The following is a 23,295-nucleotide window of genomic DNA, read 5'->3' on the forward strand; positions in this document are numbered from 1 at the left end:
CGCAAAAAAATCCCGGCCGCGAGCGGCCGGGAGGCTGGTCCGGTATTTTCTTCTTTGGATGTCAGAAGCGATAGTTCACGCCTGCGCGGACAACGCTGGCGCTATAGCCGTTTGATACGCCCGTAATTGCGAACTGGCTGGTCGACAGATCGATATAGAGATATTCGAGCTTGGCGCTCCAGTTCGGCGCGAGGCCGACTTCCGCACCGGCACCGATGGTCCAGCCGGCGGTGGTGTGCGACTCCGTCCAGCCGAAGGTCTGCGCCCGCAGCTCGCCGAAGGCGAGACCGGCGGTGCCGTAGAACAGCACGTTGCTGAACGCATAGCCGGCGCGGCCGCGCAGGGTGCCGAACCATGGATTGGAGAATTTCCACGGCGCAAAGGTGTCGTCGGCGCCGGCGGCCTGGATGTCGCCCTCGACACCGAACACCCACGGGCCGTTCTGGAAATTGTAGCCGGCCTGCACACCGCCGACGAAGCCGGACGGCTTGGTGGGGTTGTTGTCGACCGAGCCCCATTGATAGCCGATGTTGCCGCCGAGATAGGGACCTGCCCAGCTATAGGCATTGAGCGGCTGAGTGACGGTATAGGGCGCACGCTGCCCGTAATTGAGATCGGCGGCCTCTGCCGAAGCTGTCCAGCCGGCTGCAACCAACGCGGCTGCGCCCACAACGAGCCTCTTCATCACTCACTCCAACGCAACTGTCGCAACCCGGGCGATGCCCGCGCCGCCGCGCGAGCAAAACCGCATGGTTACGGAACCAAGAACTTTTCGCGTAGGATTTATCGAGAGTTTTAAGTTAAAGGGCTGTTAAGTCGGGTTACCGCCCGCTTAACAGACTTAAGGAAGCGTTACCGGGAACTGGCCGCCATCCTTCCGTGCGTGCGGCATGGCCGGAACTTCAAATCGGCACCCCCAGCGCCTAAATTCGCCCCATGGTTCACGATTCCTCCGACAATCCGGACGACCGCGCGCGCAAGTCGCCGCCGGCTGCTGCGAGCGACGCCCCGCCCGAGCGGCTGGCCACGCCGGACGTCGATCCCGCGGCGGCAGGCGGCGACGACGAGGACGATGCGCTGCTGCCGGACATCCTGGAGGAGAGCGGCGCCGTCGGCGAAGGCCCGCTCGCGACCGGTCACGAGGCGATCGAGCGCGCGGTCCGCCTCGCACCGACCTCGCCCGGCGTCTACCGCATGCTCAATGCGAACGCCGACGTGCTCTATGTCGGCAAGGCCAAGAACGTCAAAAAGCGCCTGGCCAGTTATGCGCGCCAGAGTGCGCCGCTGCCGGCCCGCATCCTGCGCATGATCGCGGCCACTGTTACCGTGGAGATCGTCTCGACCACGACCGAGACCGAGGCGCTGCTGCTGGAAGCCAACCTCATCAAGCAGCTGCGGCCGCGCTTCAACGTGCAGCTGCGCGACGACAAATCGTTTCCCTACATCCTGATCACCGGCGACCATTGGGCGCCGCAGATCCTCAAGCATCGCGGTGCGCAGACCCGGCCCGGGCGCTATTTCGGCCCATTCGCCTCCGCCGGCGCGGTCAACCGCACCATCACGGCGCTGCAGCGGGCCTTTCTGATCCGCTCCTGCACCGATTCCTTCTTCGAGAGCCGCACCCGGCCCTGCCTGCTCCACCAGATCCGGCGCTGCGCCGGCCCCTGCACCCGCGAGATCGATTTCGGCGGCTATTCAACACTGGTGCGCGAGGCGAGCGACTTCCTGTCCGGCAAGAGCCATGCGGTGAAGCAGGAGCTCGCCCGCGAGATGGAGAAGGCCTCGAGCGAGCTCGAATTCGAGCGCGCCGCACTGTACCGCGACCGCCTCGCCGCGCTGTCGGCGATCCAGTCGCAGCAGGGCATCAATCCACGCACGGTCGAGGAAGCCGACGTGTTCGCCATCCACCAGGAGGGCGGCTTCTCCTGCGTCGAGGTGTTCTTCTTCCGCACCGGACAGAACTGGGGCAATCGGGCCTATTTTCCGCGCGCGGAGAAGACATTCACCCCGGAGGAGGTGCTCGGCTCCTTCCTGGCCCAGTTCTACGACGACAAGCCGCCGCCGAAGAACATCCTGGTCTCGCACGACATCGAGGAGTGCGAGCTGCTCGCCAATGCGCTGTCGATCAAGGCCGGCCACAAGGTCGAGGTCACCGCGCCGAAGCGCGGCGAGAAGAAGGAGCTGGTCACCCACGCGCTGACCAATGCGCGCGAGGCGCTCGGCCGCAAGCTCGCCGACACCGCGACGCAAAGCCGCCTGCTCGAGGCCATGGCCGCGACGTTGAGCCTGCCGCACATGCCCAAGCGCATCGAGGTCTACGACAACAGCCACATCCAGGGCACCAATGCAGTCGGCGCCATGATCGTCGCCGGTCCCGATGGCTTCGTGAAGAACCAGTACCGCAAGTTCAACATCAAGTCGGAAGGGATCACGCCCGGCGACGACTTCGCCATGATGCGCGAGGTGCTGGAGCGCCGCTTCAAGCGCCTGATCAATCCGCCCGAGGACGCCGGCAGCAAGGCCAAGGACGACGATTTCCCGCAATGGCCCGACCTCGTCATCATCGACGGCGGACGCGGCCAGCTCAACGCGGTGCGCGAGACCTTCGCCAATCTCGGCCTGACCCAGGTGTCGCTGATGTCGGTCGCCAAGGGACCGGACCGGGATGCCGGCCGCGAGACCCTGTTCATGCCGGAGCGCGAGGCGATCAAGCTGGAGCCGCGCGATCCCGTGCTCTATTTCATCCAGCGCCTGCGCGACGAAGCCCACCGCTTCGTCATCGGCTCGCACCGCAAGCTGCGCAGGAAGGACATCCGCGAGGCCGGCTTGCAGGAGATACCGGGTATCGGCCCGTCACGCAAACGTGCCTTGCTGCATCATTTCGGGACCCTGAAAGAGATCGAGCGGGCCTCGATCGCCGATCTCGGCAAGGTTCCGGGAGTCAGCGCCGAGAGCGCCCGCAGGATTTTCGAGTATTTCCATCCCCAGCCGGGGTGAATTAAAGGGGGCGGCGGTCATATGGTCGTCGCATCCCGCATCCCATTTGGGAGTGGAACGGTTGACCTTCAGGCTTGAGCGGTATTGGTAGGACGGATGAACATCGCCACGACACGAGGGACAACCAGCCGCGCGATGTCCCTCCCCAACATCCTGACCTATGGCCGGATCGCCGCGATTCCGGTCGTGGTCGGATGCATCTATGCGCAGTCGATCCTGGATCAGCCGCTCTGGCTGCGCTGGGTCGCGGTCGCCATTTTCATCGCCGCGGGGGTGACCGATTACCTCGACGGCTATTACGCGCGGATCTGGAATCAGCAATCGGCATTCGGCCGCATGCTCGATCCGATCGCCGACAAGCTGCTGGTCGCCTCCTGCCTGTTGATGCTCGCCGCGGACGGCATCATTCACGGCTGGTCGCTGTGGGCCGCCATCGTGATCCTGTGCCGCGAGATCCTGGTCTCGGGCCTGCGCGAATATCTGGCTGCACTCCGCGTCAGCGTGCCCGTGACCAAGCTTGCGAAGTGGAAGACCACGGTGCAGCTGGTCGCGATCGGGTTCCTGCTCGCGGGACCTGCCGGCGACGAGGTCGTGCCTATCGTGTCGATGATTGGCCTCGCGCTGTTGTGGGCTTCGGCGATCCTCACCATGTACACCGGCTACGACTACTTCCGCGCCGGCATCCATCACCTCATCAAGGAGGACGAGGGATGAAGGTGAAGTATTTCGCCTGGGTGCGCGAGCGCGTCGGCAAGGCCGAAGAGACGATCGAGCCTCCCGCGAGCGTGCGCACCGTCGAGGAGCTGATCGCCTGGCTCGCCGGCCAAAGCGAGGCTTATGCGCATGCGTTCGAGAAGCCGAAGGTGATCCGCGCCGCGATTGACCGCGCTCACGTCAAGCAGGACGCCGCCATCGCCGGCGCCCGCGAGATCGCGTTCTTCCCGCCCATGACCGGCGGCTAGGCTCATGACCTGCCCCGTCACCATCCGTATCCAGGAAGACGATTTCGACATCGCGCGCGAGATCTCGGTCCTGACGAGCAGCCGGACCGATATCGGCGCTGTGGTGACATTTTCCGGTATCTGCCGCGCCGACGAGGACAGCGCCCAGGTCGCCGCGCTGACGCTCGAACATTACCCCGGCATGGCGGAGGAAGAGATCAGGCGCCATGCCGACGAGGCTATGTCGCGCTGGCCGCTCAACGGCATCACGGTGATCCACCGCGTCGGCCGCTTCATGCCGGGCCAGAACATCGTGCTGGTGGTGACCGCCTCGCAGCATCGCCAGGCGGCCTTCCAGGCGGCCGAGTTCCTGATGGACTATCTCAAGACCAGCGCGCCGTTCTGGAAGAAGGAAGAGAGCGCCACCGGCACCGGCTGGGTCGAGGCCCATGCCCGTGACGACGAAGCCGCCGCACGCTGGACGAAATCCTGATGGCTAGAGTTACGAAAAAGACCGCGCGCGGACGCGCCGCGCCGAAGCTCGCGAAGGTGGGACCCGGCGAGCTTCTCACGCTGCTCGACTTCGTCCGCTATGCGGTGAGCCGCTTCGTCGAGGCGAAGCTCGCCTTTGCCCATGGCACGACCGATCCCGTCGCGGAAGCCGCGTTCCTGGTCTGCGAGGCGCTGCATCTCACGCCCGACCAGTTCGAGATCTTTGCCAACGCGCGCGTCACCGCCGCGGAAGGCAAGACCCTCCTCGATCTCATCCATCAGCGCGTCATGACGCGCAAACCGGCCGCCTATCTCGTCAACAAGATCTACATGCGCGGCCTGCCCTTCTATGTCGACGAGCGCGTCATCGTTCCGCGCTCCTTCATCGGCGAGCTGCTGGACTCGCATTTCGGCGCCGACGGCGAGGCCGGATCGCTGATCGACGACCCGGCGGCGGTCGAACGCGTGCTCGATCTCTGCACGGGCTCGGGATGCCTTGCGATCCTCGCCGCGCATCATTTCCCGAACGCCACCGTCGACGCCGTCGACATCTCCAAGGGCGCGCTCGAGGTCGCTGCGCGCAATGTCGGCGAATACGGGCTCGAGGACCGGATCAGCCTCTACCGCGGCGATCTGTTCGCCCCGCTCGGCGGCAACAGATACGACCTGATCATCACCAACCCGCCCTACGTCGATGCCGAGGGCATGGCGGCATTGCCGCCGGAGTGCCGGGCCGAGCCGAAGCTCGCCTTCGATGGCGGCGCCGACGGTCTCGACGTGGTGCGCCGGATCCTGCACGATGCGACCGATCACCTGACGCCGGATGGCGGGCTGATCTGCGAGATCGGCCGCGGCCGCGAGCTGGTCGACGAGGCCTTTCCGGAACTGCCGTTGCTCTGGCTCGACACCGAAGATTCCGAGGGCGAGGTGTTCTGGATCGCAGCCGCCGATCTCGGCTGATTCATCACGACCGATCACGCTCCGTCGGAACAAGTCAAATATCGCCACGTTCATCCCCCGACGAATTTTCTAGTCCTTGGAGGATGTCCGCATGCTCGCGCCATCGGGCGAATTGCTGCGCGCCGGGATGGCGCTCAAGCTCAATCACGTCAAACGCGCTGCTCAATCCTATCTGCGTGACCAGACCAGTCAGGCCACGGCCAAGGTGACATCCTACGCGGTGGCCGGCGGGCTGTTCGCGGTCGCCGGCCTGTTCGTTGTCGCGACATTTTTCGTCGGACTAATCGCCTTGTACCGCTGGGTCGCGATCACCTATGGGCAATTCTGGGGATTTGGCGCCGTCGCCGCAGTGCTGCTGGTGCTGGCTGCGGTCTGTGCCGGCGTGGCCATGGCTCAGATGAAACGCAAGGCCAAGCCGGTCGTGCCGCTCGCGAGCCGTCTGCGCGTGGCGGTCGCCACGCCCCGGATCCCGCGTGGAACGGTCAAGGAGGCGGTGAAGGAGGTCGCAACGACGATTCCCCTCGCGCCACTCGCACCGGGCGAGCGCGGTGGCATCAAGACCTGGCCGGCCCGCGCCAACCGTCCCGTGCAGCTCGGCCTGATGCTCGCGGCGGTCGGCCTGGTCGGGCTGACGGCCGCCCGGCGGCGACGCAACAGGCACAGTCTGGAGGCGTGATGCTGGCGCGGCGCTCCGAACAGATCGACTCCTGGCTGCTGGTGGCGGCAACGGCCGTGTTCGTGCTGACCGCGGAGCGCTACTTTCAGGATTCAGGCCTGGTGAGGCCGGGGCCTCCGCAAGACCACCGCAAGGGCGAAGCGAACTCCCCGGAAACGCACCCGGCCGGTGCGGCAATGCAGCCGGGCCGCGGCCGCCGGGCGAAAAGCCCGTTCGATATCCCCTGGGCGGGCTGGAAGGACATCTTTTGGCGTACCTATCAGCGCATCGACGAGGATCGCCTGCTGGCGACGGCGGGCGGCGTCGTCTTCTTCGGCCTGCTCGCGCTCTTCCCCGCAGTCACCGCACTCGTCTCCTCTTATGCCCTGTTCGCCAATCCCGCCACGATCAGCGCCAACCTCCAGACGCTTGCGACCATGCTGCCCGAGGGCTCGTTCCAGATCGTCGAAGACCAGGTCGCGCGCGTGGTGTCGAACGGCAATACGACGCTCGGCGTCACCTTCCTGTTCGGCCTGCTACTTGCGATCTGGAGCGCCAATGCCGGCGTCAAGGCGATCTTCGACGCCCTCAACGTCGCTTATGAAGAACGCGAGAAGCGCAGCTTCATCCAGCTGAACATGGTCTCGCTGGCCTTTACCGTCGGGGGCATCGTGGCGCTGCTGTTGATGGTGGGAGCCGTCGTCGCCTTCCCGCTTGCGCTCAATCATCTCGGCATGGCGCCGGAAAGCAAGCTGATCGTGGCGCTGGCACGATGGCCGCTGCTGTTCATCATCCTGCTGGTCGCACTCGCCATCCTCTACCGCTTCGCGCCCAGCCGTGACGCGCCGCGCTGGCAATGGCTGAGCCTCGGCGCCGTGACGGCTGCGATCCTCTGGATCGCAGGCTCCGCCCTGCTGTCCTGGTATCTCTCGGAATTCGCCAATTACAACGCGACCTACGGCTCGCTGGGCGCGGCGATCGGCCTGATGATGTGGATGTGGATGTCGGCGATCGTCATCATGTTCGGCGCTGAGCTGAATTCGGAGATCGAGCGGCAGACGCTGCGCGACACCACCACCGGGCGGCCGAAGCCGCTCGGCACCCGGGACGCCGTCTCCGCCGACACAGTCGGCGCCACTGCGCCGTTTTGACTGGCGGCGGTCAGGCCGAAGCCGGCCTGACCGCATCTCAGCACTCTCAGCGCTTGGTGATCACCGCTTCCAGGTATTCACTGTGCACCACGATCGTGCCGTCATCGGCGTGGTTGAACTCCCCGAGCAGCGCCAGGAGATCCCGCGTCAGCGCGGCCTGGCCGCTCGGATCGAGCGCGGCAAACGCCTTCAGCGTGGGGCCGTAGAAGGTCTTGAAGATGTCGAGCCAGTGGTCCGGCGAGCGATAGCGGAACACGAACATGCGCGGCTCGGCGGCGATCTCCGCGGCCACGCCGCCGAACATCTCCTCGAGCCGTGCCGTCGTGCCCCACATGGCGGGCGATTTCACGCCCGCCGGCGGCGGCAAATGCTTGCCGATGGTCTTGAACAGCTGGCCGATGAAGCCTTGCGGCGTCCAGTTGGCAAGGCCGATCTTGCCGCCGGATCTGCAGACCCGCGCGAGCTCGGAAGCGGCCTTGTCCTGATCCGGCGTGAACATCACGCCGAAAGTGGAGAGCACGACGTCGAAGCTGGCATCGGCAAACGGCAGCGCTTCGGCATCCGCCTCGCGGAACTCGACGGTGAGATGTTCGGCCATCGCGCGCTCGCGCCCGCGCTTGAGCAGCGCCGGCACGTAGTCGGTGGATGTGACGTCACACCAGCGCCGCGCCGCTGCCAGCGTCGCATTGCCGTTGCCGGCGGCAACGTCCAGCACTTTGCTGCCGGCGCGCAAGTCGACGGCCTCACAGAGCTGTTCGCCGACGATCTGCAAGGTGGTGCCGACCACGGCATAGTCGCCCGACGACCAGGCGCCGTGCTGGCGCTGCTTGACGGCGGCAAGATCGGGTTGGGGGGCAGCTGGCTTGAGCGCGGCGGATGTCGACATGGCAATCTCCTGCGGTTGAAAACGCCGGGACGATAGGGCGCATGCGGCTCGCTGGCCTTGAGGGCGGCATGATTTTCCGCTGAGAGCGTCTTGATTTCCGCATTGGAGCCGGAGGCTTTGGGCGCGCGGGCCTGAATAGGCACCGACACAGTCACTATCCCCTCGAATCAACAATGGTGTTAGGTTCATCGATGCTTGGGGAGCATGAGGCGTGACGGAGTCGAGCGCGACCCGTGTTTTCCCGGGTGAGGCAGTCAGCTCTTAAAGGCATAACGCGCGGCATGATTCGCATTTCGACGATCTTCATCGCCATCTGCATGGTCCTGGTCGCGGCCTCGCTCGGGCTCGTGCTCTATTCGGTCGCCGGCATCAGCGGAACGGAATCCGCGATTGTGGCGCTGACCGCGCTGACCTTCCTGATCCTCTACAACGCCGTGTCGATGCGGCTGCGCGACCGCAGCGACGTCGGCGGCCAGATCGCCGACCTCTCGCGCGGCACCGCCGACCTCGCCCGCCAGGTGGCCGAGTTCGGCCGCCGGCTGGCCGCGGTCGAGAGCCGCATCGCCTCGTCCAATTCGACCAATTCCGACCGCATCCAGTCGGTCATCGGCGAGATCAACGAACTCGGCGGATTGGTCAGGCAGCTCGCCACCACCGTGGCGGCCCATGAGGATCTGCTGGCCGGCCACGCGCCGGCGCCCGCATCCGCCCCGGTCACAAGGCCCGAGCCGGAAGCGCCGATCGATCTGGCTGCCCCCTTCGAGGAGAAGCCTCTCGCTCCTCCTGCGCTTCCGGAGCCCCCGCCACGGCCGGCGCCGCCGCCGGTCCAGGTCCGGGCCACCACCGCGGTTCAGACCGCCAATGGGCGCAACCAGACCCAATTGCTGGCGACGCTGCGCAATGCGGTCGACGAGAACCGCATCGATATCTTCCTGCAGCCGATGGTGACGCTGCCGCAGCGCAAGGTGCGGTTCTACGAGGCGGTGACGCGCCTGCGCGACGAGCGCGACCAGCTGATCGCCGCCGAGGAGTTCATCAGTATCGCGGAAGCCTCGGGCCTGATCGGGCGCATCGACAACATGGTGATGCTGCGCTGCGTGCAGGTGCTGCGGCGCCTGATGGTGCGCAACAAGGACGTCGGCGTGTTCTGCAACGTCGCGGCTTCTACGCTGGGCAATTCCACGACCTTCGCGCAATGCCTCGATTTCCTGGAAGCCAACCGCGCGCTGGCGCCCTCGCTGGTGCTGGAGTTCAAGCAGTCGACCTTCCGTAATCTCGGCCCGGCCGAGACCGAGAACCTCGCGGCGCTCGCCCAGCGCGGCTTCCGTTTCTCGATCGACCATGTCACGGATTTGCGCATCGAGCCGCGCGAGCTGGCCGATCGCGGGGTCCGCTTCATCAAGGTGCCGGCCGCGCTGCTGCTCGATCCCAAGCAGGCCTCCGCCTCCGACATCCACCCTTCCGACCTCTCCGACCTGCTCGGCCGCTTCGGCATCGACCTGATCGCCGAACGGATCGAAGGCGAGCGCGCCGTGGTCGACCTGCTCGACTATGACGTGCGGTTCGGTCAGGGCTTCCTGTTCGCACCGCCCCGGCCATTGCGGCCCGAAGGGGCATCTGCTACCGGCGGGGCCTCGCCGAACCAGGCGCAGGACATTCAGGGATCCAATGGCTCCGCCACACCCAGCTCAGGCGCGACCTCTTCGGCGCCTCCGCCCCAACGCCTCACCGGCAACGCAGCGCTCGCGCGCCGCATCTGATCGGCCGCGCACGTCATGACCGCGCTGCATTATGCCGAAGGCCTGCGCGAGCTCGTAGGCGGTGTGGAGGTCGTGCTCAGCGATATCTGGGGCGTGGTCCATAACGGGCTGGAATCCTTCCCCGAGGCCTGCGAGGCGCTGCACACCTATCGCAGCCGCGGCGGTACGGTGATCCTGATCACCAACGCGCCGCGCCCGGCCGACTCCGTGCAACGGCAATTGCGCAAGCTCGGCGTCCCCGATGAGACCTATGACGCGATCGTGTCTTCAGGCGACCTGACGCGGCTCTATGTCGCCGAGCATCCCGGCCGCAAGATGTTCTGGCTCGGCCCGGAGCGCGACAACTCGATCCATCGCGGCCTCGATGCGGTGACCGCGCCGCTGGAGCAAGCCGATTACATCGTCTGCACCGGCCTCTACGACGACGAGACCGAGACGGCGGAAGACTATCGCGGCATGATGCTGAAGGCGCGCGAGCGCAAGCTGACGCTGGTCTGCGCCAATCCTGATATCGTGGTGGAACGCGGCGACCGGCTGATCTACTGCGCGGGCGCCATCGCCGAGCTCTACCGCGAGCTCGGCGGCGAGGTGATCTTCTACGGCAAGCCGCACCGGCCGATCTACGAGCGCGCCATGACGCTCGCCGGCGAGCGCCAAGGCTACCAGATCGACCGGAAGAAGGTGCTGGCGATCGGCGATTCTGTCCGCACCGACTTAACCGGCGCCCGCGAATTCGGCATCGACTGCCTGTTCGTCACCCGCGGCATCCATGCCGAGGAGTTCGAGGGCCTCGACCAGCTCGACCCGAATTCGGTGGTGGAGCTGTTCGGCCATCCGCCGAAGGCGCTGATGCGCGAATTGAAGTGGTAGAAAATATCGTGCCCCGGACGCAGCTCGAAGAGCTGCAGAGCCGGGGCCTAGAAGCCGCAAGCGATGTCGTGGGATAGACTGGGTCCCGGCTCAGCGTCGCGTCACTGACGTGCCGCGCCTTGTCCGGGACACGATAGCCCTTACGCGCTCGCCATGTCCGGGAAGACCGCCTCGATCTTGGTCTTCAGCGTCGCCGCATTGAACGGCTTGACGATGTAATTGTTCACGCCGGCCTTCTTGGCCGCGATCACGTTCTCGGTCTTCGATTCAGCCGTGATCATGATGAAGGGCGTGGTGGCGAGGTTCGGATCCGCGCGGACTTCGCGCAAGAGGTCGTAGCCCGTCATCGGCTCCATGTTCCAGTCGGAGATCACGAGCCCGTACTTCTTGCCGCGCATCTTGTTGAGCGCTGCCGAACCGTCGCTGGCATCATCGATGTTCTCGAAGCCAAGCTGCTTCAGCAGATTCCGGATGATACGGATCATGGTGCTGTAGTCATCCACCACCAGAACCGGCATCGACAAATCAACCGCCATCTCGACTCCCCCAACGCAAACCCAGGAATATTACGATCGGACCTGCCAGGCCGGCGCCCGGCAGTTCCACGCCTCAAGGACTAGCATCAAGGCCTTAAACAGCGCGTTAACTGCGGGCAGCTCCGAAGGACTGAAATCGTGTTCAATGTCTGCCCGCCCCGCCGCTTGACTTCGCAGGGCCGGTCGCGCCACGGTCCGGGCCGGTCCTGCCCGGTTCGAGAATTCCCCTGATGGCTCCGCCTTTTACCGTCATCCGCGATACAACGCCGGATTCCGCGATTCCAAGGGGCGCCGTGGTCGCCATGGGCAATTTCGACGGCGTTCACCTCGGCCATCGCGCCGTCATCTCGGCTGCCCTGGAGATGGGCAGGGCGCATGGCCGGCCTGCGCTGGCATTGACCTTCGAGCCGCATCCGCGGCGGTTTTTCAGCCCCAACACCCCGCAATTCCGCCTGACGGACGAGCGGGCCAAGCTGCGGCTTCTGGCCGGCACCGGGCTTGCCGGCGCCGTGGTCATGACCTTCGACAAAGCCCGTGCCGAAACCAGCGCGCAAGATTTCATTCACCATGACCTGATCGGGCGCCTCGGGGTCAGCGGCATCGCGGTTGGTTACGATTTTCATTTCGGCAAGGGACGGGTCGGCTCGCCCAGCCTTCTCGTCAACGAGGCGCCCCGGCTCGGCATCGAGGTCGACGTGCAGGCGCATGTCGATATCGACGAGCGGCCGGTCTCCTCCAGCGCGATCCGGATCGCCCTTGCCGAGGGCCAGCTCGACGAGGCCACGACCATGCTGGGGGGACCCTGGTTCATCACCGGCGAGGTCATCCACGGCGAAAAGCGCGGCCGCGACCTCGGCTATCCCACCGCCAACATCCGCCTGGACGCCAATTGCGGCCTCAAGCACGGCATCTATGCGGTGCGGGTCGGCCGCGGCACGGAGCGTCTGGACGGGGTGGCCAGCTTCGGCCGCCGCCCGACCTTCGACAATGGCGCCCCGCTCCTCGAAATCTTCCTGTTCGACTTCAAGGGCGACCTCTACGGGCAGGCGCTCGACTGCGCCTTCATCGGCTTCATCCGCGAGGAGCTGAAATTCGAGGGCATCGAGGCCCTGATCCGGCAGATGGACGACGATTCCGCCCGCGCCCGCGCCATTCTCGCCGCCGCGCCCGACGCGTTTCCGCGGCTGGGCGCGATCGATTGAGCCGAAACCCGGCCTCGCCGGCCCTTTGCGCTTCCTCCGCCCCCCTGCTATGGAGAGCCCATGTTTGCGCGGCGCATCATAGGGATTAGCGGCCCGGCTTCCGCCTGAGCCTGAAGGCTCGGCGCAAGACCGGGATTCGTCGTTTCACCCGCGATTCCGCATCGCCATCCGTTCCCGCGCCCTTCCGAGCCAGTCAGCCTCATGTCCGAAAAGCCGCAAAAGTCCCAAAAGTCTGAAGCCAAAGACTATTCGAAGACCCTGTTCCTGCCGCAGACCGAATTCCCGATGCGCGCCGGCCTGCCGCAGCGCGAGCCGGAGATCCTCAAGCGCTGGTACGAGATCGGCCTCTACGAGAAGCTGCGCCAGAGTGCGAAGGGCCGCGCCAAGTTCGTGCTGCATGACGGCCCGCCCTACGCCAACGGCAACATCCATATCGGCACGGCGCTGAACAAGATCCTGAAGGATCTCGTCACCAAGAGCCAGCAGATGCTCGGCTTCGATTCCAACTACGTGCCGGGCTGGGACTGCCACGGCCTGCCGATCGAGTGGAAGGTCGAGGAGGAGCATTACCGCAAGAAGGGCAAGCAGAAGCCCGACTTCCGCGACAGCGCCGCGATGATCGATTTCCGCAAGGAGTGCCGCGCCTACGCCACGCATTGGCTTGGCGTGCAACGCGAGGAGTTCAAGCGCCTCGGCGTCATCGGCGACTGGGATCATCCCTATGCCACCATGAGCTATCCGGCCGAAGCCCAGATCGCGCGCGAGCTGATGAAGTTCGCCGCCAACGGCACGCTCTATCGCGGCTCCAAGCCGGTGATGTGGAGCGTGGTCGAGAAGACCGCGCTGGCCGAAGCCGAGGTGGAGTACGAGGACTACACCTCCGATACGGTGTGGGTGAAATTCCCGGTCACCTCGCCCGCGCACGGTGCGCTCGCCTCCGCAAGCGTCGTGATCTGGACCACGACGCCATGGACGCTGCCAGGCAACCGCGCCATCTCGTTCTCGCCGAAGATCGCCTATGGCCTCTACAAGGTGACGGATGCCCCCGCCGAAAATTGGGCCAAGACCGGCGACCTCCTGATCCTGGCCGATGCGCTCGCGGAAGACGTCTTCAAGCAGGCGCGCGTGACGGGTTATGAGAAGGTCCGCGACGTCCCCGGCGACACCATGGACGCAATCGAATGTGCCCATCCGCTGAGGGGCGTTGGCGCCGGCTACGACTTCATCGTGCCGCTGCTGCCCGGCGATCACGTCACCGACGACACCGGCACCGGCTTCGTGCACACCGCGCCCGGCCATGGCCGTGAGGACTTCGACGCCTGGATGGCGCAAGCGCGCGATCTCGATGCGCGCGGCATCAACACGGCGATCCCCTATACCGTCGACGAGAACGGCGCCTACACCGATCATGCGCCGGGCTTTGCCGGCAAGCGCGTCATCACCGACAAGGGCGAGAAGGGCGACGCCAACGAGGCCGTGATCAAGGCGCTCATCGACAGAGGCATGCTGCTCGCCCGCGGCCGGCTCAAGCATCAATATCCGCACTCCTGGCGCTCCAAGAAGCCGGTGATCTTCCGCAACACGCCGCAATGGTTCATCGCGATGGATAAGGACATTGCGCAGGGCGGCAAGGCCAAGAGCGGCGACACGCTGCGCGCCCGCGCGCTGCATGCGATCTCGGTGACGCAATGGGTGCCGCCGTCCGGCGAGAACCGCATCAACGGCATGATCGAAGCGCGCCCCGACTGGGTGATCTCGCGTCAGCGCGCCTGGGGCGTGCCGATCGCCGTGTTCGTGCGCGAGAAGGGTGACGGCTCCGCCGAGATCCTCCAGGACGAGGCCGTCAATGCGCGCATTGGCGAAGCCTTCGAGAAGGAAGGTGCCGACGCTTGGTACGCGAAGGGAGCCCGCGAGCGCTTCCTCGGGTCCCGCGCGAGCGAGGACTGGCAGAAGGTCGACGACATTCTCGACGTCTGGTTCGATTCCGGCTCGACCCACGCGTTCGTGCTGGAAGACCCCGTGCATTTCCCGGGGCTGTCAGGCATCAAGCGCAAGGTCGACGGCGGCACCGACACCGTGATGTATCTGGAAGGCTCGGACCAGCACCGCGGCTGGTTCCACTCCTCGCTGCTGGAGAGCTGCGGTACGCGCGGCCGGGCGCCTTACGACATCGTGCTGACCCACGGCTTCACCCAGGCCGAGGACGGCCGCAAGATGTCGAAGTCGCTCGGCAACACCATCGAGCCGCAGGCCGTCATCAAGGAATCCGGCGCCGACATCCTGAGGCTCTGGGTGGCGTCCTGCGACTACACCGACGACCAGCGCATCGGGCCCGAGATCCTGAAGAACACCGTCGAGACCTATCGCAAGCTGCGCAACACCGTGCGCTGGATGCTGGGGACGCTGCATCATTACAAGCCGGCCGACGCGGTCGCGCCCGCCGAGATGCCCGAGCTCGAGCGCTTGATGTTGCACGAGCTCGCGGTGCGCGCCACTGCAATCGGCAAGGCCTATCGGGAGTTCGACTACAAGACCGTGGTCGCGATCCTGTCCGCCTTCCTGAACAGCGAGCTCTCCGCATTCTACTTCGACATCCGCAAGGATACGCTGTATTGCGATCCGCCCTCGTCGCTGACGCGCAAGGCGGCGCTGACGACGATCGACCTGTTGTGCGCCTCGATCCTGAAATGGCTGGCGCCGATCCTCAGCTTCACCGCGGAGGAAGCTTGGCGCATGTACCGGCCCGACGCCGAGCCGTCCGTGCATCTGACGCTGTTCCCGACCGATCTCGAAGCCTTGCGCGACGACAAGCTCGCCGCGAAATGGGAGACGATCCGCAACGTGCGTCGCGTCGTTACCGGCGCGCTCGAGCTGGAACGCGCCGCCAAGAACATCGGCTCCTCGCTCGAGGCATCGCCGGTGATCTATGTCGCCGATCGCGGCATGCTGGCGACCTTGTTCGACATCGATCTGGCTGAAGTCTGCATCACCTCGAATTACGAGGTGCGGGAGGGCGAGGCGCCGGCCTCGGCATTCCGCCTCGACGCCGTGCCCGGCGTCGCGGTCGTGGTGGAGAAGGCGGTCGGCACCAAGTGCGCCCGTTCCTGGAAGATCTCGCCGATGGTCGGCGAAGACGCCGAATACCCCGACGTCACCCCGCGCGACGCCCAGGCGCTGCGCGAATGGAAGGCGCTGGGGGTGAGCGTCTGACCGGTCGGCCATGACCCCGCTCCGCGCCGGCATCCTCGCGGCCATTGTCACGCTCGTGGCCGACCAGGCATCGAAGCTCTGGCTCTTGAACGTGTTCGACCTCGCCCGTCGCGGCGCGGTGCGGGTGACGCCGTTCTTCGACCTGGTGCTGGCCTGGAATATCGGCATCAGCTTCGGCTGGCTCCAGAACGACAGCCAGGCCGCGCAGCTCGCACTGATGGCGGTCAAGGCCATCGCCGTGGTGGCGCTGGCGATCTGGATGGCCCGCTCGCAGACCGTGCTCGCGACCGTCGCGCTCGGCCTGATCATCGGCGGCGCCATCGGCAATGGCATCGACCGCCTGGCCTATGGCGCGGTGGTGGATTTCGCCCTGTTCCACATCGAGATCGCCGGAAATATCTATAATTGGTATGTGTTTAACCTTGCGGACGTGGCCATCGTTGCTGGGGTGGCAGCGCTATTGTATGATTCCTTCCTGGGGGTACCCGCCGCAAAAGCGCCCTGATCCCGGCCGATACGGACCGGCAGGTGGAACCCGGCTTTTTGCAAGGGTTTGAGCCGCGTGTGAGCGGCAATCTGCTACAATATGAAACAGGTACGGTAATGCGCAGCTCGAAGACCAGCGGTTCGATGGTTCGAGGCCCCCGATCGGGGGTCTGGCGAGCACTGAAATTGTCCGCCGTCACGCTCGGCATCGGCCTCGTCATGTCGACCGGCGCCGCCCGTGCTGCTGACGATGACGACGACGACGACATGACCTTCGAAGAGAAGCTCATCGACAACCTGATGTCCGGTCTTGGCGCCAAAAGCATGGGGAAACCCGGCATCGAATACCGCGAGCGTTCGCCGCTGGTCGTGCCGCCCAAGCTCGACCTGCCGCCGCCCGCCGCAGCCGAGGCCGCGGCTGCGCCAAACTGGCCGAAGGACCCCGACGAGAAGCGCCGCAAGGAGGCTGTCGCCGAGCGGAAGAAATCCGGCAACAAGGCAACGGAGTACTGGAAAAATGCCCAGCCGCTGTCGCCCGCCGAGATGAACGCCCACAAGACGGCCGCCGCCGACAGGACCAGCAATGCCCCGGTCCAGCCAGGCACCAACGTGGCCAATCCGACGATGAGCCCTGCCGAACTCGGATATACCGGCGGGCTGTTTAAGCTGTTCAAAGGGAACGAGCCCGAGTCGAAGCAGTTCACGTCGGAACCGCCGCGCCAATCGCTGGTGGAGCCGCCGCCGGGATATCAGACGCCGTCGCCGAACTACGCCTACGGCTCCGGCCCGGATAATTCGAAGCGAACCTATTTCGACGTCCGCGAAGGCAAGGAGAAGGAGCAATAAGCTCCTGCCCGCCCCGACATTTGGGCAGCCGCGCCGCGGCTGCCGGCGCTGCACGCAGCTTCAGCTGCTGGCTGCTCCCGAGTTGATAGCGTTCTCTGCTTCGTGACGCGAAGCCTCAGCCGCACGGTGTAGCATGCCGTGCCTTCCGAGCCGGAGATCCGGGCTCGGCACCTCAACCAGGGATCATGATGTCCTCATACCGATCGGCTGCCTGCCTCCTTGCCGCGCTGCTTTCGACGAGTGTCCTCTCGGCCGGCGCGGCCCTTGCCCAGACCACGGTGACATCGGCTCCGCCCGCCAGCTTCACGCTTCCCAACGGCATGCAGGTCGTGGTGATCCCGGATCATCGCACCCCCGTGGTCACCGAGATGATCTGGTACAAGGTCGGCTCGGCCGACGAGACGCCCGGCAAGTCCGGCCTCGCCCACTTCCTCGAGCACCTGATGTTCAAGGGCACCTCGAAGCACCCGGCCGGCGAATTCTCCCAGACCGTGCTGCGCGTCGGCGGCAACGAGAACGCTTCGACCTCGGTCGACTACACCAACTACTATCAGCGCGTGCCGAAAGAGCAGTTGCCGACCATGATGGAATTCGAGGCCGACCGCATGACGGGCCTCGTCCTCAAGGACGAAAACGTGCTGCCCGAGCGCGACGTCGTGCTCGAAGAGTACAACATGCGCGTCGCCAACAATCCGGATGCGCGGCTGAACGAGCAGATCATGGCCGCGCTCTATCTCAACCATCCCTACGGGCGTCCGGTGATCGGCTGGCATCAGGAGATCGAGAAGCTCGATCGCGAGGATGCGCTCGCCTTCTACCGGCGCTTTTATGCGCCGAACAACGCGATCCTGGTGATCGCCGGCGACGTCGACGCTGCCGAAATCCGCCCGCTGGTCGAGCGCAATTTCGGCTCGATTCCCGCACAGCCCGCGATCCCGCCGCGGCGCGTTCGTCCGCAGGAGCCGGAGCCCGCCGCCCCGCGCAGCGTCACGCTGGCCGACCCGCGCGTCGAGCAGCCGAACATGCGGCGCTATTATCTCGTGCCCTCGGCGACCACGGCCGCGGCCGGCGAGAGCGCGGCCCTCGACGTGCTGGCGCAGCTGATGGGCAGCGGCAGCAATTCCTATCTCTACCGCGCCCTCGTGGTCGACAAGCCGCTCGCCGTCTCCGCCAACGCGAGTTATTCGAGCATCTCGCTCGACCCGACCCAATTCGCGATCTCGGCTGCGCCGAAACCCGGCGTCAGCTTCGCCGAAGTGGAACAGGCGGTCGACGGCGTCATTGCCAACGTGGCGCAAAATCCGATCCGCGCGGAGGATCTGGAGCGCGTCAAGACCCAGCTCATTGCCGAAGCGATCTACGCGCAGGACAATCAGGCTGTGCTGGCACGCTGGTACGGCGGCGCGCTGACCACGGGCCTGTCGATCGAGGATATCAGGAGCTGGCCCGATCGCATCCGCGCCGTCACCGCCGAGCAGGTCCGCGCTGTTGCGCAAAAATGGCTCGAGAAGAAGCGCTCGGTGACGGGCTACCTGATCAAGGACACTGCAACCGCCAAGCGCGAGGAGAAGCGCTCGTGACCTATTCCTTCCTTCGACGCGTTGCATTCTCCGTTGCCGCCGGCGCGGTCCTCGCGCTCTCCGCGGCCTCGCCGTCGCAGGCCGCCGCAAAGATCCAGCACCTGATCTCACCGGGCGGCATCGAAGCCTGGTTCGTGCAGGACGCAACCGTGCCGCTGATCGCGATGGAATATTCCTTCGCCGGCGGCTCGGCGCAGGATCCCAAGGACAAGCCCGGTGTCGCCAACCTGGTCGGCGACCTCCTCGACGAAGGTTCCGGCGACCTCGATTCCAAGACGTTCCATGAACGGCTCGACCGCCGCGCCATCGAGCTCTCCTTCAGCGCCACCCGCGACACCTTCCGCGGCAGCCTGCGCATGCTGCGCGACAACAAGGACGAGGCCTTCGACCTGCTCAGGATGGCGCTGACCTCGCCGCATTTCGACACGGCCGACGTCGAACGCATCCGCTCGCAGGTCATCTCGGGCCTGCGCCGCGAGACCACCAATCCGACCTCGCTGGCGAGCCGCAAGTTCCTGGAGGTCGCGTTCGGCGATCACCCCTACAGCCGGCAGAGCAACGGCAATCTCGACAGCGTGCCGACCATCACGGTCGCGGACATGAGGGATTATGTCGGCCGTGTCCTCGCCAAGGACGGACTCAAAATTGCGGTCGTCGGCGACGTCGACCCGGCCACGCTCGGAAAGCTGCTCGACCACACCTTCGGCAGCCTGCCGGCCAAGGCCAATCTGACGCCAGTCCCCGACGTCGACGCCGCAAAGCCGCCGCAACGCGCCTTCGTGACGCTCGACGTGCCGCAGACCGTGATCACCTTCGGCGGACCCGGCGTGAAGCGCAGCGACCCCAGCTTCATGGCGGCCTATGTCGTCAACCACATCCTCGGCGGCGGCGGCCTGTCCTCCCGGCTCTATCGCGAGGTGCGCGAGAAGCGCGGGCTGGCCTATTCGGTATACGAGTCGCTGCTCTGGATGCAGCACTCCGCGGTTTTCATCGGCAATACCGGCACCCGCGCTGACCGCGCCGGCGACACTATCGAGGCCATCGAACAGGAGGTGCGCCGCATCGCCCAGGAGGGCCCGACGCAGAAGGAGCTCGATGAGGCCAAGTCCTACCTCAAGGGCTCGCAGATGCTGGCGCTCGACACCTCGTCCAAGCTGGCGCAGGCGCTGCTGCAATATCAGCAGGACAAGCTGCCGATCGACTATATAGAGAAGCGCAACGCCATCGTCGACGCCGTGACGCTGGACGATGCCAAGGCGGCCGCCAAGCGGCTCTGGGGCCAGGGCCTGCTGACCGTCGTGGTCGGCCGGGCCCCCCAGGCCGCAGCGCAACCGGCGGCTGCGACACCGAAGTCGAACTGATCTCTTTTCTGGACGTTTCCTGAATGGCCGGGCTCGCCCCGGCCATTTGCGTCTAGCGGCAGCGGCATTGCTGAAGGCAGATGTCCGCGGTATGTCCTGACATCACGAATGGTGCCAGCATGCTGCGGATATCCCGCGATCTCGTCATCGACGAGGACGACATCGAGATCGGCTTTGTCCGCGCCTCCGGCCCGGGCGGGCAGAACGTCAACAAGGTCGCGACCTCCGCGCAGCTGCGCTTCGACACGCGCAAGCTGACCTTGCCCGAGGACGCGGCGCTGCGCCTCGCCCGCATTGCCGGCCAGCGCATGACCAAGGACGGCGTGATCGTGATCCACGCCCAGCGCTTCCGCACCCAGGAGCGCAACCGTCAGGATGCCATCGACCGTCTCGTCGAGATCCTCAAGGAGGCCATGGTCCGGCCGACGCCTCGCCGCGCGACGCGGCCGACCTTTGCCTCCAAGCAGCGCCGGCTCGAGGGCAAGAAACGCCGCAGCGACATCAAGGCGAAGCGCGGGCGCGGTTTCGACGACTAGATGTGGTCTTTCAGGAGGTTGTCCATTCGGCCCTGACCGGGAACTCTGAAGTCGCCAAACCACAGCGATTCGCGGAGAACCGAATGGACACCCACAAGAATGCTCCCCTGACACCGAAAGGTCGAGAGGCGATGGTTCGTGCCGTCGTGGATTTCGGCCTGTCCAAAGCAGCCGCGGCGCGCCAGTTCAATACGACGCCGAAAACGGTTGCCAAATGGGTCGGCCGTTTCCGCATGGAAGGCGTTGATGGCTTGCGCGACCGCTCGTCACGACCTCATTCACTGCCGAGCCAAACAGAGCCTGCCACATGCACCGCTGTTGAGGTCTTGCGGCGCCAGCGCCACACCGGCAAGCAGATCGCGGTCGAACTCAAGATATCGACGGCCACTGTGAGCCGCATTCTGCGTCGTTTGGGACTGAACCGGATACGCGACCTGGAGCCGGCCGAGCCGGTGCGCCGCTATGAGCGCGAAACGCCGGGCGAGATGATCCACATCGACATCAAAAAGCTCGGCCGCTTCGACAAGATCGGCCACCGCATCACCGGCGATCGCACCGGTCAGAGCAACAACCGAGGGGTCGGCTGGGAATTCGTCCACGTCTGCATTGACGATCACTCCCGCGTCGCCTTCTCCCAGATCTTGCCCGATGAAAAAGCCGAGAGCGCCGTAGCCTTCCTCAAAGCGGCCATTGATTATTACAAAGGCCTCGGCGTCACCGTCACCCGGGTCATGACCGATAACGGCAGTTGTTACAAAGCCTTCGACTTCCGCGACGCCTGCCAGGAGCTCGGCCTCAAGCACAAGCGAACCAGGCCTTATACGCCCAAAACCAATGGCAAGGCCGAACGCTTCATCCAGACCGCGCTCAGGGAGTGGGCCTATGCGCAAGCCTATCCCACCTCCGACCGCCGCGCCGAGGAGTTGCCCCGTTGGCTCCATCGATACAACTGGCATCGCCCCCACGGCGGGATAAGATCTCAAACGCCGATCAGCAGGCTCGGTCTAACCGAGGACAACCTCTTGAGGCTCCACAACTAAAGCGGGATGGGTTTAGACTGAATCGATTTGGGATTCCCAAATCAGTCGGTTTCTGATTCACCATGCTGGCTGGACGGAGGCCAGCATGGATGGGCAAGCCGTACTCTCTTGATCTTCGCAAACGTGTTGTGGCCGCGATCGAGGGCGGGATGTCCCGCAATCAGGCCGCCAAGCAGTTTGGGGTGGCAATCAGCACGGCCATCGGCTGGATGAAGCGGGTTGATGAGACCGGCAGTGTCGAGCCTAGCCAGATCGGCGGCTACAAGCCGAAGGCAATTTCGGGTGAGCACGCGGTCTGGCTGTCGCAGCGGATCAAGGACGGCGATTTCACCATCCGCGGTCTCGTTGCTGAGCTCGCCGGGCGCGGCCTGAAAGTCGATTATCACTCGGTATGGGACTTCGTACATGCCGAGAAGCTCAGCTTCAAAAAAAAGCGTGGCGGCTGGCGAACGCGATCGTCCCGACGTCGCGCGGCGGCGAGCCCAGTGGGCAAAGTATCAAAGTCGCGTCGAAGCTGAACGGCTGGTCTTCATCGACGAGACCTGGACCCGGACCGATATGGCCCCCTTGCGAGGATGGGCGCCGCGCGGGCACAGACTTCACGCCAAGGTTCCCCACGGCCGCTGGAAGACCATGACCTTCCTGGCGGCCCTGCGACCGGATCGATGCGCCATGGTTCATCGAGGGGCCGATCGATGGCGTGAGCTTCCGCACCTATGTCGAGAAGGTCCTCCTGCCGACCCTTCAGCCCGGTGACATCGTCGTCTTGGATAATCTCGGTAGCCACAGGAGCAAAGCGGTTCGCCAGCTCATCCGTTCGGTCGGCGCCAAACTCTTCTTCCTGCCAAAATACTCGCCAGACCTGAACCCCATCGAACAAGTCTTTGCCAAGCTTAAGCACTTGGTCCGCAAAGCTGCCGCGCGAACCGTTGACTCCGTCTGCGCTGCAATCGGCCACGCACTCGATGCCTTTACCTCAGAGGAATGCGCCAACTACCTCAAAAATTCAGGCTATCGAACCTAATGCCATCGCGCTTTAGAGCATGATCCGGAAAAGTGTGAAGCGGTTTTCCGAAAAGATCATGCTCAAACAACAACCTAAAGCGCGATGACGATTCATCCTAATCGCATCGCGCTTTAGGCAATGAAAGACCTCCGGCCGCGACGCGACCGGAGGTTTGCCAATTCGCACGCTGGCGTCAGTAGCGCTTGCCGGTGGCAGCACCACCCGCCGCCGAATCGTCGGCCGTGCCCTTGCGCGTCGCGCTGCCGGTGGTTCCGACGGACCCCTTCGTGCCCTTGCTCGACTTCATGCCGACCTTCTCGCCGGCAGCGCCCTGCTGGGCACCGAGATCCTCATCCTCGCCGCCTGACGCGCCGCCCTGCATGGGCTTGCTTTGTACGGTGCCGCCAGGCCTCGTCCCAGACGAGGTGCCTTGGGCGAGAACGGGCGTTGCAACGAGGGCCGCGAGAGCGCAAGCGATCGCAGAGGTCTTCACCAACTTCATCCATGTCTCCTGGAATGTCGCAATGAACCGTTCGGCTGCCTTCTGCGCCGTTCGCCTGCACCGGACCGGTTCATCGCGAAAGAGAGTTCGAACGGCGCGGTGTGATGCAAGCTGCGTCGTGTGGTGATCGTTTAGGATTTTCGCGGCGCTTTCGCGGAATTGTGCTCCTCATATGCGGCGGCGCGGAACATGCCACGCATCCCCAACGGACGATGCGCGCCGAATATGTCCCCATTTCGGGTGTGGGAAGCTCGACCTCCCCCATGCATTTGTCGCTG

Annotated in this window: 21 protein-coding genes and 1 pseudogene; 18 read left to right on the forward strand and 4 right to left on the reverse strand. The window is 65.1% G+C overall.

Annotated elements, in window-relative coordinates:
* Window positions 1-61: 61 nt before the first annotated feature.
* Window positions 62-685 carry an outer membrane protein gene (locus tag N2604_RS36100; RefSeq protein ID WP_260372687.1) on the reverse strand — a complete coding sequence of 208 codons (624 nt, stop codon included), beginning with the start codon at window positions 683-685 and terminating at the stop codon, window positions 62-64.
* 251 nt (window positions 686-936) lie between these two features.
* Here N2604_RS36100 and uvrC point away from each other — a divergent pair, with 251 nt between their 5' ends.
* The 7 genes from uvrC (at window position 937) to N2604_RS36135 (ending at window position 7,196) form a co-directional block, all read left to right on the forward strand.
* On the forward strand, window positions 937-2,997 hold the full coding sequence (uvrC, locus tag N2604_RS36105; protein WP_260372688.1) for an excinuclease ABC subunit UvrC: 2,061 nt from the start codon (window positions 937-939) through the stop codon (window positions 2,995-2,997).
* 96 nt (window positions 2,998-3,093) lie between these two features.
* A complete protein-coding gene (gene pgsA, locus N2604_RS36110; RefSeq protein WP_260372689.1) occupies window positions 3,094-3,711 on the forward strand; it encodes a CDP-diacylglycerol--glycerol-3-phosphate 3-phosphatidyltransferase in 618 nt (205 codons plus the stop codon).
* Window positions 3,708-3,959, forward strand: coding sequence for a molybdopterin converting factor subunit 1 (moaD, locus tag N2604_RS36115; RefSeq protein WP_260372690.1), 252 nt, complete (start codon window positions 3,708-3,710; stop codon window positions 3,957-3,959). Before pgsA ends, moaD begins: the two co-directional genes overlap by 4 nt.
* Before the next feature lie 4 nt (window positions 3,960-3,963).
* On the forward strand, window positions 3,964-4,431 hold the full coding sequence (locus N2604_RS36120) for a molybdenum cofactor biosynthesis protein MoaE (protein WP_260372691.1): 468 nt from the start codon (window positions 3,964-3,966) through the stop codon (window positions 4,429-4,431).
* Window positions 4,431-5,390: a 50S ribosomal protein L3 N(5)-glutamine methyltransferase gene (gene prmB / locus N2604_RS36125; RefSeq protein WP_260372692.1), complete on the forward strand. Its 960-nt coding sequence runs from the start codon at window positions 4,431-4,433 to the stop codon at window positions 5,388-5,390. Before N2604_RS36120 ends, prmB begins: the two co-directional genes overlap by 1 nt.
* A gap of 91 nt (window positions 5,391-5,481) precedes the next feature.
* Entirely contained in the window at window positions 5,482-6,066 is a 585-nt protein-coding gene (locus N2604_RS36130) for a phage holin family protein (protein WP_260372693.1), read from the forward strand.
* Complete coding sequence (locus tag N2604_RS36135) at window positions 6,066-7,196, forward strand: YihY/virulence factor BrkB family protein (RefSeq protein WP_260372694.1); 1,131 nt, start codon at window positions 6,066-6,068, stop codon at window positions 7,194-7,196. The genes N2604_RS36130 and N2604_RS36135 overlap by 1 nt, the downstream gene beginning before the upstream one ends.
* Before the next feature lie 46 nt (window positions 7,197-7,242).
* Here N2604_RS36135 and N2604_RS36140 read toward each other — a convergent pair whose 3' ends face one another.
* Window positions 7,243-8,082 (reverse strand): class I SAM-dependent methyltransferase, encoded by an 840-nt coding sequence (locus tag N2604_RS36140; protein WP_260372695.1) that lies wholly within the window; start codon window positions 8,080-8,082, stop codon window positions 7,243-7,245.
* Between the two features lie 281 nt (window positions 8,083-8,363).
* On the opposite strand from N2604_RS36140, the gene N2604_RS36145 reads away from it, so the two are divergent.
* Together N2604_RS36145 and N2604_RS36150 are read left to right on the forward strand one after the other, a co-directional pair.
* A complete protein-coding gene (locus N2604_RS36145) occupies window positions 8,364-9,842 on the forward strand; it encodes an EAL domain-containing protein (RefSeq protein WP_260372696.1) in 1,479 nt (492 codons plus the stop codon).
* Between the two features lie 15 nt (window positions 9,843-9,857).
* Window positions 9,858-10,712: a TIGR01459 family HAD-type hydrolase gene (locus N2604_RS36150; RefSeq protein WP_260372697.1), complete on the forward strand. Its 855-nt coding sequence runs from the start codon at window positions 9,858-9,860 to the stop codon at window positions 10,710-10,712.
* Between the two features lie 140 nt (window positions 10,713-10,852).
* Here the strand turns inward: N2604_RS36150 and N2604_RS36155 are convergent, their stop codons facing one another.
* Window positions 10,853-11,248 (reverse strand): response regulator, encoded by a 396-nt coding sequence (locus tag N2604_RS36155; protein ID WP_008567674.1) that lies wholly within the window; start codon window positions 11,246-11,248, stop codon window positions 10,853-10,855.
* A 230-nt stretch (window positions 11,249-11,478) separates the two neighbouring features.
* Here N2604_RS36155 and N2604_RS36160 point away from each other — a divergent pair, with 230 nt between their 5' ends.
* The 9 genes and pseudogenes from N2604_RS36160 (at window position 11,479) to N2604_RS36200 (ending at window position 22,533) form a co-directional block, all read left to right on the forward strand.
* Window positions 11,479-12,450, forward strand: a complete 972-nt coding sequence (locus N2604_RS36160) for a bifunctional riboflavin kinase/FAD synthetase (RefSeq protein WP_260372698.1) — start codon at window positions 11,479-11,481, stop codon at window positions 12,448-12,450.
* 201 nt (window positions 12,451-12,651) lie between these two features.
* Window positions 12,652-15,660: an isoleucine--tRNA ligase gene (gene ileS / locus N2604_RS36165; protein WP_260372699.1), complete on the forward strand. Its 3,009-nt coding sequence runs from the start codon at window positions 12,652-12,654 to the stop codon at window positions 15,658-15,660.
* Between the two features lie 10 nt (window positions 15,661-15,670).
* Window positions 15,671-16,165: a signal peptidase II gene (lspA, locus tag N2604_RS36170; protein ID WP_260372700.1), complete on the forward strand. Its 495-nt coding sequence runs from the start codon at window positions 15,671-15,673 to the stop codon at window positions 16,163-16,165.
* A gap of 98 nt (window positions 16,166-16,263) precedes the next feature.
* The gene (locus N2604_RS36175; protein ID WP_260376381.1) at window positions 16,264-16,992 is read left to right on the forward strand and encodes a hypothetical protein; all 729 of its coding nucleotides are present in this window, start codon (window positions 16,264-16,266) and stop codon (window positions 16,990-16,992) included.
* Between the two features lie 185 nt (window positions 16,993-17,177).
* Entirely contained in the window at window positions 17,178-18,572 is a 1,395-nt protein-coding gene (locus tag N2604_RS36180; protein ID WP_409241666.1) for a M16 family metallopeptidase, read from the forward strand.
* Complete coding sequence (locus tag N2604_RS36185; RefSeq protein ID WP_260372701.1) at window positions 18,569-19,933, forward strand: pitrilysin family protein; 1,365 nt, start codon at window positions 18,569-18,571, stop codon at window positions 19,931-19,933. Before N2604_RS36180 ends, N2604_RS36185 begins: the two co-directional genes overlap by 4 nt.
* A 119-nt stretch (window positions 19,934-20,052) precedes the next feature.
* Complete coding sequence (gene arfB, locus N2604_RS36190; protein ID WP_172788784.1) at window positions 20,053-20,469, forward strand: alternative ribosome rescue aminoacyl-tRNA hydrolase ArfB; 417 nt, start codon at window positions 20,053-20,055, stop codon at window positions 20,467-20,469.
* Between the two features lie 83 nt (window positions 20,470-20,552).
* Window positions 20,553-21,509: an IS481 family transposase gene (locus N2604_RS36195; protein WP_260372702.1), complete on the forward strand. Its 957-nt coding sequence runs from the start codon at window positions 20,553-20,555 to the stop codon at window positions 21,507-21,509.
* 89 nt (window positions 21,510-21,598) lie between these two features.
* Window positions 21,599-22,533: pseudogene (locus N2604_RS36200) on the forward strand (IS630 family transposase).
* A 175-nt stretch (window positions 22,534-22,708) separates the two neighbouring features.
* Here the strand turns inward: N2604_RS36200 and N2604_RS36205 are convergent.
* Window positions 22,709-23,017 (reverse strand): hypothetical protein, encoded by a 309-nt coding sequence (locus tag N2604_RS36205; protein WP_260372703.1) that lies wholly within the window; start codon window positions 23,015-23,017, stop codon window positions 22,709-22,711.
* Between the last annotated feature and the right edge of the window lie 278 nt (window positions 23,018-23,295).

The organism is Bradyrhizobium sp. CB1015 (assembly GCF_025200925.1).
Taxonomy (GTDB): domain Bacteria; phylum Pseudomonadota; class Alphaproteobacteria; order Rhizobiales; family Xanthobacteraceae; genus Bradyrhizobium.

Bases quoted from the DNA above. Each gene is read 5' to 3' on its own strand.
- N2604_RS36100 (WP_260372687.1), bottom strand. From the start codon at position 685: ATGAAGAGGCTCGTTGTGGGCGCAGCCGCGTTGGTTGCAGCCGGCTGG.
- uvrC (WP_260372688.1), top strand. From the start codon at position 937: ATGGTTCACGATTCCTCCGACAATCCGGACGACCGCGCGCGCAAGTCG.
- pgsA (WP_260372689.1), top strand. From the start codon at position 3,094: ATGAACATCGCCACGACACGAGGGACAACCAGCCGCGCGATGTCCCTC.
- moaD (WP_260372690.1), top strand. From the start codon at position 3,708: ATGAAGGTGAAGTATTTCGCCTGGGTGCGCGAGCGCGTCGGCAAGGCC.
- N2604_RS36120 (WP_260372691.1), top strand. From the start codon at position 3,964: ATGACCTGCCCCGTCACCATCCGTATCCAGGAAGACGATTTCGACATC.
- prmB (WP_260372692.1), top strand. From the start codon at position 4,431: ATGGCTAGAGTTACGAAAAAGACCGCGCGCGGACGCGCCGCGCCGAAG.
- N2604_RS36130 (WP_260372693.1), top strand. From the start codon at position 5,482: ATGCTCGCGCCATCGGGCGAATTGCTGCGCGCCGGGATGGCGCTCAAG.
- N2604_RS36135 (WP_260372694.1), top strand. From the start codon at position 6,066: ATGCTGGCGCGGCGCTCCGAACAGATCGACTCCTGGCTGCTGGTGGCG.
- N2604_RS36140 (WP_260372695.1), bottom strand. From the start codon at position 8,082: ATGTCGACATCCGCCGCGCTCAAGCCAGCTGCCCCCCAACCCGATCTT.
- N2604_RS36145 (WP_260372696.1), top strand. From the start codon at position 8,364: ATGATTCGCATTTCGACGATCTTCATCGCCATCTGCATGGTCCTGGTC.
- N2604_RS36150 (WP_260372697.1), top strand. From the start codon at position 9,858: ATGACCGCGCTGCATTATGCCGAAGGCCTGCGCGAGCTCGTAGGCGGT.
- N2604_RS36155 (WP_008567674.1), bottom strand. From the start codon at position 11,248: ATGGCGGTTGATTTGTCGATGCCGGTTCTGGTGGTGGATGACTACAGC.
- N2604_RS36160 (WP_260372698.1), top strand. From the start codon at position 11,479: ATGGCTCCGCCTTTTACCGTCATCCGCGATACAACGCCGGATTCCGCG.
- ileS (WP_260372699.1), top strand. From the start codon at position 12,652: ATGTCCGAAAAGCCGCAAAAGTCCCAAAAGTCTGAAGCCAAAGACTAT.
- lspA (WP_260372700.1), top strand. From the start codon at position 15,671: ATGACCCCGCTCCGCGCCGGCATCCTCGCGGCCATTGTCACGCTCGTG.
- N2604_RS36175 (WP_260376381.1), top strand. From the start codon at position 16,264: ATGCGCAGCTCGAAGACCAGCGGTTCGATGGTTCGAGGCCCCCGATCG.
- N2604_RS36180 (WP_409241666.1), top strand. From the start codon at position 17,178: ATGATGTCCTCATACCGATCGGCTGCCTGCCTCCTTGCCGCGCTGCTT.
- arfB (WP_172788784.1), top strand. From the start codon at position 20,053: ATGCTGCGGATATCCCGCGATCTCGTCATCGACGAGGACGACATCGAG.
- N2604_RS36195 (WP_260372702.1), top strand. From the start codon at position 20,553: ATGGACACCCACAAGAATGCTCCCCTGACACCGAAAGGTCGAGAGGCG.
- N2604_RS36205 (WP_260372703.1), bottom strand. From the start codon at position 23,017: ATGAAGTTGGTGAAGACCTCTGCGATCGCTTGCGCTCTCGCGGCCCTC.